We start from the raw sequence: 14,111 nt of genomic DNA, 5'->3' as shown, positions 1-14,111 counted from the left end.
TAATATAGCAATTCAGAAATTTGTATCTTTTAATTTATGGCGTCTTTGCGAAAAATACTCTTTGTTTGCGACAAGAACGAATGCACCAGTTTTGGTCGCCTGACCATCAATTTGGTCAAGGCGGTGTCAGGGGAGTTTGAACCCCATGTGCTATGGCTCAAGACGCCCAAGTTCTTTGGTTTGTCGGGCGCTGAAAAAAATGGCGATGGTACCGAAGGCATGCCTTACACATCGCACGAAGTCTGGGCGAAGTCGCTCTATACGGGGTATGTTACTTTCCGCGCCCCCTTGAAAAAACTGGTGAAGAAAATCGCTCCGGATATTGTCTTCTTTATCCGTCCGGAACTGGGGTTCCTGGTGCCGGTGGTTAAGGGTCGCACGAAGACTGTGATGTTTGTCCACGACACCTTTGCAGAGACATTGTACCCGAATTCGCTCAAGTTCAGGCTGCTCAACCTGTTCTACATCCGTCCGACCGTCAAGGCCGATTCGTTTGTTTACAATTCAGCGTGGACCCGTGGTGAAGCGTCGCACCATTTTGGACCGCAGATGTCGCAGAAGCCCGGAACTGTTATTGGCTGCCCTATTGACCGTGAAATGTTCAACGAACCTGAATCGGTTCCGACATTTGCCGAAAAGAAGGCTTTTCTACGCAAGTTCGGCATCAAGAATTTTGACGGAATGTGCCTGAATGTGAGTCTTGACGAACCGCGCAAGAACATCGAGACCTTCTTTGAAATGGCAAGCCTGCGCCCCCATATTGCCTTTGTGCGCGTGGGCAAGTTCTCGGATCGCCTCCGTGCCATAGTCAACGAGAAGAAACTTTACAACGTGTACCATTTCAGCGAATTCCAGGCTCATGAACTCCGCGATTTTTACCGCCATTCCGACCTGATGGTGTATCCGTCGCTGCTCGAAGGATTCGGGCTTCCGCCCATCGAGGCAATCGCTTGTGGAACGCCTGCCGTGGGGGCCGCTACATCGGCAATCAAGGAAAACCTGGATGGTGTGTGTCCGCTGATAGATCCGCCGACCGATGCGGAATCCTACGCCAAGGTCCTTGACCGTGTGCTAGCCGGCGAAAATATCGTCGACAACGAAAAAGCAGCAGCCCTTCTGGACCGCTGCTCCATGAAATCGTTCAGTCAGCGAGTGACTACTTTCTTTTCCACACTTTAATTAGGCTGTGGTTCTTACGGGTTGCAAGCCAGAGCGTCGGCCAGATCAGAATCAGGTCGCGGATCAGGCTTGTCCAGGCTTCTGCCTTGTCATGGGCGGCACCGTCTTCAAGTTCGAAGCAGCCGCAGGTGATGCCCAGGTCGTTTCCGAGTGCCCAGGCGAGCGCGATGATGAAGCTTACGAACATCCAGAAAATGGCAAACGCAGATTCGCGTACGAACGGCGTCACGATCATTGCTAAGCCGAACCAGAATTCAAACTGCGGATAGACGAGAGCAAAAAAGTTGTTCAGGTTCTCTAGATGCAGAGCCGGGAAAAACTGGTACTGTGCCACAAGGACTGCAAACTGGTGCGGGTCCTGAATCTTGTAGATGCTTGCGAAAATGAACATGCCACCGATGCCAAGGCGGAAAAGTGTTTCCAATGCGCGGATGGCAAAGTCCTTTTGCAGGCGATAAGCCGGTACGCAGATTCCTGTTGCAATGACGATGGCGGCAAGCCCCACCTGGATATTGTAGCGGTATGCCTTGGGCCAAATGTCAATGAGCCAGTCCTGGTCGGTGAAGGTCAGATACGATTCCGGGAACGAAATTTCGGCGACACCGAAGGCGACAAGGATCGAGGCGATAGTCAAAAGCGTTGCGGAGATAACGGTGTTCTTCATTACAGCACCTCGTCCGGCTTTTCAAGGATTTCTTGGCTTCCGATCCATTCGACGGACTTGGCGTCATCGACGCGGATGTTGTTGATGATGGCAAGCGCAATGCTGAATGCAGCAAGACCTAGGAGAACAATCCAGTTCAGCGACTTCAAGTAACCCTTGAGTGCATCTGCAATTTTAGTGAGAATCTGCTTCATGATTACAAGATACAAAAAAGGAAGCGAGTGGTTTATTCGTCGGCATTGTTTTTTTGATGAAAAAATATTGTAAAAAAGCCTCCCGGCTCGCACCGGAAGACTTAGGGTTGGTTTGGAAGCTCTAAAGGTGTGGAACGGAGCTATTTTTCGTAGTAGCTCATGCCGTTAGGAAGTTTGACTTCCTTCATGGATCCCACATCGACCTGGGCGACCGACTTGACATCGCCGCCGTAGATGATCATGCTGCCCGATCCGCTGGGCTTGAATGCCGCATTGGAGGTGCCATAGGCGGTTCCTGCCGTGAAGCTTGTGGCAGAGCAGCTGGGATATTCTTCGGTCTGGTTGCCGAAACCGAGCAACACACCGCCAGAAATCGTGAAGCCGTTGTCGGTATCGATCATGCCACCGGACATGTTGGTGGAGCATCCGCTACCGCTGTTGCCGCCCATTCCGCCGCGGCTGCTGCCCATGCCACCGCTGGAACCGATTTCAAGAATCACGACGCCGCCGCTCATGGTTGCCGTTCCGTTCGCATCGAGAACGTCCACGTCATTGCCAGCTGCATAAAGGTAATGGTAACCGCCGGTGATGATGATGTAGCCCTTGGAGCTACTTGCCATTCCGCCGCCGCCGGGGCCGCCCCACTGGGAACCGCTAGATGTACCTGCGTCGGCAGAACCGCCTGCAGCGTTCCAGGCGTCGTCGCTAGCAACGGTTGCCGTCTTTCCGCCCTGCGCCTTGATGTAGAAGGCTTCCATGCCTTCGGCGGCCTTGGTGATGTAGATGGAACCACCTGCAATCAGGAGCGTGGAATCGGCGTGGATTCCGTCGTCGCCGGCAGAAACTGTAGTCTCGCCGCCGTTGAAGTAGATGTTCAGGTTTGAGTGGATGCCGTCGTCCTTGGATGTCACGTTCACGATGCCTGCGTTGACATAGAGGCGGTGGTCGGAAACGAGACCTTTGCCGCTGCTATTGACCGTGATTTTCGGAGTCGAAGAGGAATCGGCGAGCAGCAGGTAGTTGAATGCCTGCATGCCGTCGTCGCCCGCAGTGATGTCGAATTCGCCGCCGTTGATGACGATGATGCCCTTGTTCTCAATGATCAGGGTGTCCTTTCCGTTGATTTCGGCTTCGTCACTCTTGATGCCGTCGCCCTGAGTCGCGTTGAGCGTGTATTTGCCGCCGTTAATGGTGACAGAACCCTTGCCCTTGATGGCGTTGTTTTTCGCCTTGACCGTCACATTGGGCAGGTCGCGGAAACGCAGATCGTTGCTGGAGTGGATTCCGTTGTTGTAGTTGCCGGTCACCTTGAGTGTGCCGTTTCCCTTGATGGTCAGGTCGTCTTTGGCGTAGACCGTTGCGCCCGTGGTATCAAGAGTTCCGTCTGTCTTTTGATAGGTCGTGGTGCGTGTCGATGCATCTTCAAGCGTGTTGCTTGTGCCGTCGACAAGCATCAGGAAGGTCTTTTCGGCGTTGCGAACATATATCGGCGCGTCGCTTGCGCTGGTGAGCTGCAGGTTGTTCAGGTAAAGGTAGACATTTGCGGTGTCGCCAGCAGGAGTCTGCACCTGCACCTGGTTGTCGTTCGATGTTCCCGTGAGCTGGTAATTGCCGCCACAGGTAATGCTTAAGATCTTGCCTTCTTGCTTGATGCAGCCGTTGTCGTTTTCGATGCTGACGGAGCCCGATGCAAACTTGATGATGGGATCGCCTTCGATTTCTGTAACGTTGACCGGTTCGGGTATTTCGGGTTCGACGATTTGCTGTTCGCTTTCGGCGCTGCTTGTAGGCGAACCACTGTTGGACGAAGACGATGTCTCGTTGTTTGGCGGTGTCGGCTTGTCATTATTCGGTGCAACGACGCATTCGCTTTTGTCGTATGTCTGCGAGCCGTCCGCACATGTATAGATGGTGGGGCAGCTGCTTGCATCGGTGACGGTCGAGCCGTCGCCGCAGGTGTAGGTGGTGATTTCTGCGGCGGTGGTACCTTGCGGACACTCCGCTGCATCCTGTACGATTGTTCCATCGGAACACTGGATGGCGGTCGTTTCGCCGACGACATCGGGCGTCTCGGTAATGGTTCCCGAAACCTGCTCGGTGCTTTCGGTGCTAGTGGATGCTTCGTTTTCGGCGCTGGTGCTGCTGGAATCTCCGCAGGCGGAGAATAGGAATGCAGCACTGCAGGCGATAAGTGGTATTTTGGTTGATTTCATTTTTAACACTCCCTTTTGGTTATAAAGATACCTTAGGGGTGTTTACGCGAAAAGTGAAAAAAAGATGTTTTTCGAAAAACCTTAAATGAATTTTGGAACGAAAATTCCCGAGCGGGCAGTTTCGTTACAAAAAAAAGAAGCCCGGCAGAGCCGAGCTTCCCAAACTTGCGTTTGCGCGGGGACTACCTGGAGTAGTATTCCACGACGAGCTGTTCTTCTAGCTGAACCGGAATCTGTTCGCGGAGCGGGAGCTTCACGAGAGTTCCTTCCATCTTGGAAGCGTCGACGGTCAGGTATTCAGGAGCCGGATTTGCGTTAGCAATGGCTTCCTTGATCTGCACGTGTTCCTTGGAGCGTTCGCAAACGGCAATCACGTCGCCGGCCTTGACCTGGCGAGACGGAGAGTAGCTGCGAACACCGTTCACGGAGAAGTGACCGTGAGCGACGTACTGGCGGGCAGCGAAAATGGTGCGGGCAAAACCCATGCGGTAGACGAGAGCGTCCAGGCGGGTTTCGAGCAAGATCATCAGGTTGTCACCAGCAGAACCGGCGCGACGGTTGGCTTCGGCGTAGGCCTTGGCGAGCTGTGCTTCGGAAATGTTGTAGGTGAAACGCAGACGCTGCTTTTCCACGAGCTGCTGCTTGTACACAGAAGAAGACTTCTTGCGGGTCTGGCCGTGCTGGCCGGGTGCAAAGTTGCGGCGATCGAGCGCCTTCTGGGTCTTCTGAGAGACGGCGAGTCCGAGAGAACGGGCTACCTTACCTTTTGGTCCACGGAAAGAGGACATGTTTACCTCGTAAAAGGAAGCTCTTTGGTTTACATGCATGTTGGCAGAGCTTGGCACGACATGCACTCGTTTGGAGCTACATATATAGAAAAATTTCATTTTTACGTCATTACGAGCGAAGCTAAGCAATCCATTTTCGCTAGTTTTTCCGGAAAAACACCCCGAACCACCCCCAGAGGATTGAAAATGCACTCAAAAACACCCACAAATAATGTGAAATGTGTAATGGGTAATGTGTAATGAAAAATAATCACACATCCCACATTCCACATCACTAACCACTGTCTACTGTCTACTTCCTACTTTATTATATTAGGGGCATGGATTGGAACGAAAATCAGCTAAAAGAGCCCCGTTTGATAGATATCCCCATTGCCCACGACCAGCGGGGTAACCTGAGCGTGGTCGAGGGGGGAGAGCTCATTCCCTTTGATATCAAGCGCGTTTATTACCTGTACGATGTCCCGGGCGGAACCACCCGCGGGGGGCATGCCCACCGTAAGCTCCGTCAGCTGATCATTGCCGCTAGTGGCAGCTTCGATGTCGTTTTGGACGACGGCAAGAAACGCACCAAGTATTCGCTGAACCGTTCCTACCACGGGCTCTACATTCCGACGATGCACTGGCGCGAAATCGAGAATTTTTCGTCGGGTGCTGTGTGCATGGTGCTCGCGTCCGAACACTACGATGAGTCGGACTACATCTACGAGTACGACGATTTCAAGAAAGAAGTCTAATGATGTTGCGGTCCCTTTTAGTGGTGTTTTTCTTTGTTGCAAGTGCCTTTGCGACGCACGTGGCTGTTCTTGAAACGGGTGCAGACGAAAGTGCCAAGGACAAGGTATCCCTGTCGGACAGGCAGTACCTGACGAACGTGCTTCGTGAACAGGCGGTCAAGGAACTGCCCGCAGTGCAGAACTATACGATCATGACGCGCGAAAACATCAGTGCCATGCTTCCGCCGGGTAAGGCAATAGAAGATTGCGAAGGCGGCTGTCTTGCCGAAACGGGACGAAACATCGCCGCCGACTACATTTGCCAGGCGCGCGTGGGCGTCTTTGGAACATCCCTAACGCTTTCGGCGGAACTCTACGAGACGGCGGGTAACAAGCTGATTGCAAGCTTCAACGGACTTGGCGAAAACGTGGGGGAGCTCTTGGAAATCATCAAGCAGAAATCCCCGGAGTTCTTCAGGATGGTCAAGGGCGGCTTTGGCGTAGGAGGCTTTGGCTTCGTCGATAATTCGGCCGCCTTCGATTATCAAGACAAGAAGAAGTTTATCGTCGAAATTGCCTCGGAACCTTCGGGAGCCGTGCCGACAATCGATGGCCAGGCGAATCCCAAGTGCCTGAGTACGCCTTGCAAGGTGGCGGTCGAAGAGGGGTCTCACCGCTTTGTCGTGACCAAGGAGCGCTATGTGACGGCAGAATTGGTGGTGGATGTCAAGCAGAACGAACAGAAGGTGATGCTGACACTTCCGCCGAACTTCGGCTGGCTGGAAGTCAGCCCTGTTTTGGCGGGACCTGCCAACAAGGGGGCGCTCTCGGTATCGGTCGACGGTGCTATTGTCGAAGGGACCAAGGTGGAACTTGAGTCGGGCGTGCACGATGTCCATGTGGCGCACCCCTGTTACGATCCGGTAGACTTCAAGGTGTCTATTGTCAGGAACAAGACGCAGGTGTTCGATAAGGAAATGACCCGCGGTTTGGGTGGTCTCGACCTGAATGCAGAGTACAAGGGCGTTCCGCAGGTCGTGCCGGTTTATCTTGATGGGGTAGAAGCAGGGAACACTCCGTTCACAAGGAAGGTTCCACTCTGTTCCGATGTTGTGCTCAAGGGAAACGGCTGGGAAGAGCGTGTGGATGCAAACCCCGAATGGCACAAGGTGGAGCGCATCACCCATAGCCTAACGCACGACCCCAAGGCGGTTGCTGCGGCTGAAGATACGGTGAAACTTGCTATTCCGACAACATACGAAGCCGATGAGGAGTCCCAGTGGAATGGCTTTGTGGCGGCATCCGACGACAAGGCCGCTCAGTCGAGTGGCGGGACGAGCTGGGGGCTCTTTACGGCGGGTGCCTTGATTATGGCGTCGGGAATCACGTACTGGATTCTGGGCAATATCCTTGCAAAGGATGCCGCCGAAAAGGATTACGATACCGAAAGCGAGTACGAGACGAATCTCGATGACGCTCGCTATTGGCAAACTTTCCGCAATGTGGGTATCGGTGCTACTATTCTGGGTGCCCTTGGCATTGTGCTGAGCATTGATTTCTAGGGGGAGCGAAATGAAGAATCTGCTTAAAATTTTCTCGATGCTTTCGCTCCTTGCGCTTTCTGCCTGCACAGATTATGTGCAGCAGATGAAGGACGACCACGACGAGTGGGAAAAGGAAAATAGTAAGTATGCGGATTGGGATCCGTACCGCAGCTCGAGTTCTGGTGAGCCTGTAGACCCGGCTACCGTGCAGATGGGTTCCTTGTATGACGCCCGCGATGGCGAAAAATACAATACCGTGACGATTGGTTCGCAGACCTGGATGGCTGACAACCTAAGATATAAGGTGGACGGCAGCTATTGCTATGATGAAGAAGAAGCGCTTTGTCTTAAGTATGGCAGGCTTTATACCTGGACCGCGGCGGTTGCAAAGTTGGAGGATGAGTGCGGTTCGGGAATTATATGTGATTTGCCTTCGTTGGTGCGAGGCGTTTGCCCGGAAGGGTGGCGCATGCCTACAACGACTGACTTTATGACTCTTTTTGATGCGGTTGGCGGAATGGATGTTGCAGGGCGTGCGCTCAAGTCGACTCGTGTATGGGACGGCGGAGGCTATGGTGTAGATACTTATGGTTTTGGCGCATTGCCGGGCGGAATGATGATGTCCCTGTCGTCTTATGATTACATGGGGGAGTACGCTTATTATTGGACCTCTACGACTGCGACTTATGGAAATTCTTCCGCTATTTCGTTCAGTAGTGATCATGACATGGCAGAAATAAATGACTGGATGCATAGGGGTTCGGGACTTTCGATTCGCTGCATCGAAGACGAGACGGGAGAGGCGTTCACTGAGTCGAGTAGTTCTGAAGAATCTGGTGCTGAAAATTCTAGCGGTTCGTATGATGGCTATGGATGGTCGTCGAGCTCGAGTGATGACAATGGCTATTCGTCGTCGATTTCGGATGTGGCTAGTGTTTGTGGCGATATGTGGTGTGGTGCTACTTTTGATTACGCTGTCAGTACGGGGTATGCCGCTTCCGGTAATTGGTATGATTTTAGCGACGGAAAGGATGGCGGTGCTTCTTGGTTTGAGTGGCCTGTGGATAAGGGTAACGAATATTCAGCAGAGACTTTAGAGCCAATCATAGACGAGTGTAAGGGACTCTGCGGATTGTTTGTTCTAGACAAAGGAACTTTGGATTATAACCCCTTTGTGGGAGTTGGCTTCAATATTGCCGACGGCAGTGGTTATGCGGAACCGGTTGATGTGTCTGCATGGGGTGGCATTTGCATTGTGTATTCTTCGGATGTTCCTATTACCCTTGAAATGGGGCTGGGTAGTGATGGTGACGCCTCTGTAGGTTATGATGTGCCGTCTGTTACTCTGCCAAAGAGTAGTTCGGTCTCTGTGAGGGAATATACTTGGAGCAAATTCACACAAGGCGGCTGGGGAATAGATCGTATTTCAGGAGAGGATGCTTCGAAGGCGCTTGCGGCATTGAAGTTTAAATTTCAGGCTCAATCTGGAATCACAGGCAGATTTAATATCATGTCCGTAGGTCGCTACGGCTCCTGCGAACCCGTGCAGTAACAAACGAAGTTTTTCTGAAAACTCGAATTTCCCCGTTGTAGCGGGGATTTTTTTGTTTGTGTTACTTTTGATGAATTTTGAGAACAAAAGCTAAAATTTTGAGAACATTTGTTTTAAAAATTATGTTAAAATTTTACAAAATAAGTTAATTTTGTATTGATTTTTCTCAAACTTTTGTGTATATTTAAGAAGAAATTTGAGAACATTAAAAAGGGATGGACGAATATGGCTTCGAAATGCTCAAAAATGACCTCTAGGGTGGCGATTGGTGTAGCGTTGCTCGGTTTTGCCGGGGCGTATGCCCAGGTAACGGTGAACAAGGCCGAAGGCTGGCTGGAATCCGCATACGCGGAGTGGGCCCCTGTTTCGGGAGCGGCCAGCTACAATGTCTATTGCGACGGCAACAAGATCGACAATCAGCTGATTCGTAGCTACGGTAGCTATATGCGTGCCGATGTACTCGGCCTCAAGGCGGGCTCGCATACCTTGAAGATTGCTCCGGTGGTGAACGGAGCCGAAGGGGCTGCGACGACCAAGACGGTGACGGTGCTGGCCCACGACCGCACGGGTTTTGCGTTCAGTAACGGGCGCGTTCCCGGTGCCTACAATGCCGACGGTACGCTCAAGAGCGGTGCTGCTATCCTCTACATCTCCGAGAACACCAAGAACACGGTGACGATGGATGTGACGACAAACGCCAAGGGCTCGAAGACGACCTGCAAGAGCCTTCAGGGAATTCTGAATTGCTACAAGAAAGGCTTCGAGACGACGCCCCTGGACTTGCGCTTTATCGGTAACGTGACGGATTCCGATTCGCTGTTACAGGGTGACATGATGATTGACCTCGGCAGCTCCGAAAACACTTACGTGACTGTGGAAGGTGTCGGTGAAGATGCCGTGGTGAACGGTTGGGGTATCCGTATCAAGAATGCGCAGAATGTGGAAATCCGCAATTTGGGCATCATGAACGTGAACAGCAACGAAGGCGACAATATCGGCCTGCAGCAGAACGACCAGTATGTCTGGGTGCACAACAACGATTTCTTCTACGGCGATGCGGGTTCCGATGCCGACCAGGCGAAGGGCGACGGTGCGCTGGACTGCAAGAAATCCACCTACATCACCTTCAGCTACAACCACTTCTGGGACAACGGCAAGTCGAACCTGTTGGGTCTTTCCGAAGGTTCCACCGATGGCTACTACATTACCTATCACCACAACTGGTACGACCATTCCGATAGCCGCCATCCGCGCGTGCGCTACTACAGCGCTCATGTGTACAATAACTACTACGATGGTAACGCCAAGTACGGTATCGGCTCGACGCTCGGTTCGTCGGTCTTTGCCGAAGGAAACTATTTCCGCAACTGCAAGTTCCCGATGCTCACCTCGATGCAGGGGAGTGACCTTTACGCCGGTACGACTAGCAAGTCCAACGACAACGCCACATTCAGTAAAGAGGCGGGCGGTTCCATCAAGGCGTTCAACAACTACATGGAAGGCGGAACCTTTATTGCGTATGGCGCGAGCAAGTATATGCTCAAGGGGGCCGAAGCGTCCATCGGCTCTATCGACAGTAAGACGGATTTTGACGCCTATGTGATTACGAGCCGCAACCAGGAAATGCCTGCATCGGTGAAGTCGCTTTCGGGTGGCAATACCTATAACAATTTCGACCTGAACAGCTCGGTGATGTACAAGTACACCGCCGACGAGCCCGCCGCGGCCAAGGCGAATGTGATGAAGTACGCGGGTCGCGTGAACGGTGGCGATTTCAAGTGGACCTTCGACAATTCTGTGGATGATGCCGCTTATGCTGTCAATCAGTCGCTCAAGAATGCTCTCGTTGCATACAAGGGAACGGTGAAATCCATTCAGGGCGAAGGCAACTTGCCCGTGGTGGCGCCGACTTCGAGTAGTTCGGTTACAAGTTCCAGTTCGTCGTCTCCGAAGTCCTCGAGCAGCTCGCAGACCCCTAAGTCCAGCAGCTCTGTGGGGGTAAATGAAGATCCGGTTGATGAAGATGTTTCTACGACTCCAATCGACAGGGACGTTGTCCATAACTTCACCGAAGATGCGACTTCGAGCGACTACTTTGATTTTGTCGGAAGCCTTTCGACAAGCAAGGGCACGGTGGCGTTCGAGGGCTTGACGCTGACCCGTTGCCTCAAGATGGAATCGTCTACTTTAATTGAATTTACTTTGTCTAAAAAGGCGACGGTGACGCTCGTGTTCGACAGCGACTTTGCAAAGAATGTCAAGGTAGACGGCAACAAGGTGGCTGCATCTGCTGGTGTCGTGACGGTGGAACTTGCTGCGGGTACGCACAAGATCGCCAAAGGCGATGTCGCAAACCTCTTCTTGATCGTAGTCGATGTCGACGAAGCTTCGGCTCCGTCCAGCAGCTCTGTCACAAGCTCCAGCAGCACGACCGATGAAACGAGTAGCCCTAGCGAAGAAGGCGGAACGACTGCTTTGGTGTCGGTGGAATACGGTGTTGCTCCGATGCGCTATGTTGCAAGCGATGCCCGCCTCGAGATTTTCGCTGAAAATGTCCGCCGTTTGGATATTTTCGCGGTCAATGGAAATGTCGTGAAACTCTCGACCGAAGTGGTGTCGCAGTCTAGTGTGGACCTGTGTAGCCTTAAGCCGGGTGTCTACCTGGTACGCTTGGTGGCGGGCGGCAAGGCCTACCAGCAAAAAATTGTAAAGCGCTAGAAAGAGGATACATAGTTCTTGTTGCGGAAAATTTGGTGTTTGATTTCGAACAAGTGCTTTGTGTGGAATGGCTAAATTTTTTTTGCAAAAATCCTATTGCGCATAAGAATAAATAGTGCTATATTATGTTCAACAGCGTAGGGGCCTTGGGCCGAGCGCTGCGAAAATTCCACTGTCCACCCCGACAGTGGATTTTCTTTTTTGAAGCCTATCTTGCCAAGAATCTGAACTTTTGTTATTATTGCTTCACGTATGAAAAAGACTTTGGATCTACGACTTATTAACCTACTAGGACATTGCGCTGGAGCGCAAGCCGGTTTTTAAGCGTAGGTTCAAGACGATTTCAGAGTTTTAACCTAAGGATTTAAACCAACTTAAACCGTTTTGCCCGCTCCAATAAGGACGCGGGCTTTCGTTTTTAAGTCAAATTTCTATTTTTTAGACGAAAAATGAGCTTGCCGCCTGATTGGAGAGGCAAGGAGATAAAAGATGAACGACAACATGAATGCAAGACAACCTTTCTTTTACGATGTCACCCTGCGTGACGGCAACCAGGCGCTCCCGAAGCCCTGGAACAATGCCCAGAAAAAGGACGTATACCTGCAGCTCTTGAAGCTCGGCGTGCAGGGTGCCGAAGTCGGTTTCCCGGCTTCGAGCGAGATGGACTTTGAATCGTGTAAGGAACTTGCCCAGCTGACAGCCAAGATGGCCGAAGAAGGCGACGAAGTCGCAAAGCGCATCGTGGTATCGGGTCTGGCCCGCTGCGTGGAGAGCGATATCCAACGCTGCTGGGAGGCCGTGCAGTACGCTCCGCATCCGCGTATTCATACCTTCCTCGCCACGAGCCCGCTCTCGATGGAGCATGTGCTGCACATGACCCCCGAACAGGTGAAGGAAAAGGCGGTTCATTGCGTGAAGTTTGCAAAGTCGCTCGTTGGCGATAAGGGCGATGTGGAGTTCAGCGCCGAGCATTTCGGTGACTGCCTCGAGAACATGGATTTCGTGATTGACGTGCTGAAGGCCGTGGTCGAAGCCGGCGCGACGACCATCAACCTGCCGAATACGGTGGAACGTTATCGTCCGTTCCTGTACGTGAATCAAATCAAGCAGGTGTACGAAGCCCTGCCGAAGAATATCACGATTTCAGTCCACTGCCACAACGACTTGGGTATGGCAACGGCTGCGACCGTCGAAAGTTTCTTCGTGGGTGCGACCCAGCTGGAAGTTGCCCTGAATGGTCTCGGTGAACGTTGCGGCAACACGAACTTCTACGAAGTCGCGGTTGCTCTGCACAACTCCGGCGTACAGACCGGCCTGCACATGGAACGCATCTACGAGACGGCGATTCTCATCTCGCAGTGGTCTGGCATCAACATCTACAGCCGCGCCCCGCTGATCGGCGCCGAAGCCATCGTGCACCGTAGCGGCATCCACCAGGATGGCGCCTCCAAGACGAAGGACATGAAGAAGGGCGCCTACCGCCCGATCGACTACTCCATCATCGGCCGCCACCAGAACGACGCCCTGAGCTTTACGAGCCAGAGCGGCCGCACCGCCGTGTACGAGATTATCACGAAGTTCGGTTACAAGATGACGCTCGCCGAAGCCGCCGAACTGCAGCCGGTGTTGAAGGCTTGCAGCGAAAAGGAGGGCGAACTCAGCGCCGAGCGCGTGCTGGACGTGTTCCGCGAGCAGCGCGTGAACGTGAACGGACGCCTGGTGTTCAACAACATCGAGGTTATTCCTGACGAGAACCGCTTCATTTTCCACTTCAAGAAGGATGGCGAACCGCTGGTGAGGTCCATTACGGCAGAAGGCCCGATCGAGGCTGCCCTCATGCTCATGCGCGAAATCGGCATGCCGGTCGAACTCGTCAAATACCGCCAGCTCGTCGTTCCCGAGAAGGACAAACTGTGGGCGGGCCGTGGCCTCAGCCGCATGCTGTTGAAGGCTGGCGATACCGAGGTTGAAGGCCGCGGTGTGTCTAGCGATACGCTCAAGGCCAACATGCGTGCCCTCTTCGGTGGCGTGAACCTCTTGTACAAGAAGGTGTAGAACGTCATTGAGCAAAGCGCATGACTCTACGGTTATGAAATAACGATGCGTAAACGCCCGTTGCTTCATAACCTTGGACGTCATTGCGAGCGAAGCGAAGCAATCCATGGGAGAATGACTATGCTCGAACAACTTAAGCGCCCTTTCAAGAGACACTACGAAAAGTACCGCGGTAAGCTTGACGGCTTTGTAGGCCCGGTCAAGGAATCGGCGTCGAAGTTGTTTGCGATGCTCCCGAAGATGGAAGCCTTTGCGGGTTCCGAGGATTTGGCGGGCGAGAATGCTGAAGGTGCCGTTGTTGATGCCGCAGCAAAGCCGACGGGCATTAAAGGCTTTGTCGCGAAGTTCAAGGATTTCAAAAATTCGCTCAAGGATTTGACGGATTTCCAGAAACTGATTCTTTTGACGATTGCCGTGGTGCTCCCAGCGGGCATCCTGATTGCGGTGGCGTTGGCGGGTTTTCTTCGCCGGAAAAAGTAGCGCTTTCT

General features: G+C 52.7%; 11 protein-coding genes. 7 read left to right on the top strand and 4 right to left on the bottom strand.

Annotated elements, in window-relative coordinates; all coding sequences use genetic code 11:
• The first annotated feature begins 36 nt into the window (after positions 1-36).
• The gene (locus ACKI61_RS10505) at positions 37-1,179 is read left to right on the top strand and encodes a glycosyltransferase (RefSeq protein ID WP_407457669.1); all 1,143 of its coding nucleotides are present in this window, start codon (positions 37-39) and stop codon (positions 1,177-1,179) included.
• Here the strand turns inward: ACKI61_RS10505 and ACKI61_RS10500 are convergent.
• From ACKI61_RS10500 to rpsD, 4 genes are all read right to left on the bottom strand, one after another.
• Complete coding sequence (locus tag ACKI61_RS10500; protein WP_407457668.1) at positions 1,157-1,843, bottom strand: MauE/DoxX family redox-associated membrane protein; 687 nt, start codon at positions 1,841-1,843, stop codon at positions 1,157-1,159. The two genes, ACKI61_RS10505 and ACKI61_RS10500, sit on opposite strands and share 23 nt — an antisense overlap.
• Entirely contained in the window at positions 1,843-2,037 is a 195-nt protein-coding gene (locus ACKI61_RS10495; protein WP_298769546.1) for a hypothetical protein, read from the bottom strand. The genes ACKI61_RS10500 and ACKI61_RS10495 overlap by 1 nt, the downstream gene beginning before the upstream one ends.
• A gap of 140 nt (positions 2,038-2,177) precedes the next feature.
• A complete protein-coding gene (locus ACKI61_RS10490; RefSeq protein WP_407457667.1) occupies positions 2,178-4,250 on the bottom strand; it encodes a carbohydrate-binding domain-containing protein in 2,073 nt (690 codons plus the stop codon).
• Between the two features lie 182 nt (positions 4,251-4,432).
• A complete protein-coding gene (gene rpsD, locus ACKI61_RS10485; protein ID WP_407457666.1) occupies positions 4,433-5,038 on the bottom strand; it encodes a 30S ribosomal protein S4 in 606 nt (201 codons plus the stop codon).
• A gap of 320 nt (positions 5,039-5,358) precedes the next feature.
• On the opposite strand from rpsD, the gene ACKI61_RS10480 reads away from it, so the two are divergent.
• The 6 genes from ACKI61_RS10480 to ACKI61_RS10455 all read left to right on the top strand — a co-directional run bounded on the left by ACKI61_RS10480 (position 5,359) and on the right by ACKI61_RS10455 (position 14,103).
• Positions 5,359-5,775 (top strand): sugar 3,4-ketoisomerase, encoded by a 417-nt coding sequence (locus ACKI61_RS10480; protein WP_407457665.1) that lies wholly within the window; start codon positions 5,359-5,361, stop codon positions 5,773-5,775.
• On the top strand, positions 5,775-7,316 hold the full coding sequence (locus ACKI61_RS10475; RefSeq protein ID WP_407457664.1) for a PEGA domain-containing protein: 1,542 nt from the start codon (positions 5,775-5,777) through the stop codon (positions 7,314-7,316). Before ACKI61_RS10480 ends, ACKI61_RS10475 begins: the two co-directional genes overlap by 1 nt.
• Before the next feature lie 10 nt (positions 7,317-7,326).
• Positions 7,327-8,850, top strand: a complete 1,524-nt coding sequence (locus ACKI61_RS10470; protein ID WP_407457663.1) for a fibrobacter succinogenes major paralogous domain-containing protein — start codon at positions 7,327-7,329, stop codon at positions 8,848-8,850.
• 225 nt (positions 8,851-9,075) lie between these two features.
• Positions 9,076-11,568 (top strand): T9SS type A sorting domain-containing protein, encoded by a 2,493-nt coding sequence (locus ACKI61_RS10465; RefSeq protein WP_407457662.1) that lies wholly within the window; start codon positions 9,076-9,078, stop codon positions 11,566-11,568.
• 489 nt (positions 11,569-12,057) lie between these two features.
• Positions 12,058-13,623, top strand: a complete 1,566-nt coding sequence (gene leuA2 / locus ACKI61_RS10460; RefSeq protein ID WP_407457661.1) for a 2-isopropylmalate synthase LeuA2 — start codon at positions 12,058-12,060, stop codon at positions 13,621-13,623.
• A 120-nt stretch (positions 13,624-13,743) separates the two neighbouring features.
• Positions 13,744-14,103: a hypothetical protein gene (locus tag ACKI61_RS10455; RefSeq protein WP_407457660.1), complete on the top strand. Its 360-nt coding sequence runs from the start codon at positions 13,744-13,746 to the stop codon at positions 14,101-14,103.
• Positions 14,104-14,111: the final 8 nt, after the last annotated feature.

The organism is Fibrobacter sp., from assembly GCF_045601785.1.
In the GTDB taxonomy this organism is placed as follows: Bacteria; Fibrobacterota; Fibrobacteria; order Fibrobacterales; family Fibrobacteraceae; genus Fibrobacter.
This window is presented reverse-complemented; position numbering and strand designations above follow the sequence as displayed.

What these genes read in the sequence shown, in the direction of transcription:
- leuA2 (WP_407457661.1), top strand. Translation starts at nt 12,058, where the DNA reads ATGAACGACAACATGAATGCAAGACAACCTTTCTTTTACGATGTCACC.
- ACKI61_RS10465 (WP_407457662.1), top strand. Translation starts at nt 9,076, where the DNA reads ATGGCTTCGAAATGCTCAAAAATGACCTCTAGGGTGGCGATTGGTGTA.
- ACKI61_RS10480 (WP_407457665.1), top strand. Translation starts at nt 5,359, where the DNA reads ATGGATTGGAACGAAAATCAGCTAAAAGAGCCCCGTTTGATAGATATC.
- rpsD (WP_407457666.1), bottom strand. Translation starts at nt 5,038, where the DNA reads ATGTCCTCTTTCCGTGGACCAAAAGGTAAGGTAGCCCGTTCTCTCGGA.
- ACKI61_RS10500 (WP_407457668.1), bottom strand. Translation starts at nt 1,843, where the DNA reads ATGAAGAACACCGTTATCTCCGCAACGCTTTTGACTATCGCCTCGATC.
- ACKI61_RS10505 (WP_407457669.1), top strand. Translation starts at nt 37, where the DNA reads ATGGCGTCTTTGCGAAAAATACTCTTTGTTTGCGACAAGAACGAATGC.
- ACKI61_RS10475 (WP_407457664.1), top strand. Translation starts at nt 5,775, where the DNA reads ATGATGTTGCGGTCCCTTTTAGTGGTGTTTTTCTTTGTTGCAAGTGCC.
- ACKI61_RS10455 (WP_407457660.1), top strand. Translation starts at nt 13,744, where the DNA reads ATGCTCGAACAACTTAAGCGCCCTTTCAAGAGACACTACGAAAAGTAC.
- ACKI61_RS10495 (WP_298769546.1), bottom strand. Translation starts at nt 2,037, where the DNA reads ATGAAGCAGATTCTCACTAAAATTGCAGATGCACTCAAGGGTTACTTG.
- ACKI61_RS10490 (WP_407457667.1), bottom strand. Translation starts at nt 4,250, where the DNA reads ATGAAATCAACCAAAATACCACTTATCGCCTGCAGTGCTGCATTCCTA.
- ACKI61_RS10470 (WP_407457663.1), top strand. Translation starts at nt 7,327, where the DNA reads ATGAAGAATCTGCTTAAAATTTTCTCGATGCTTTCGCTCCTTGCGCTT.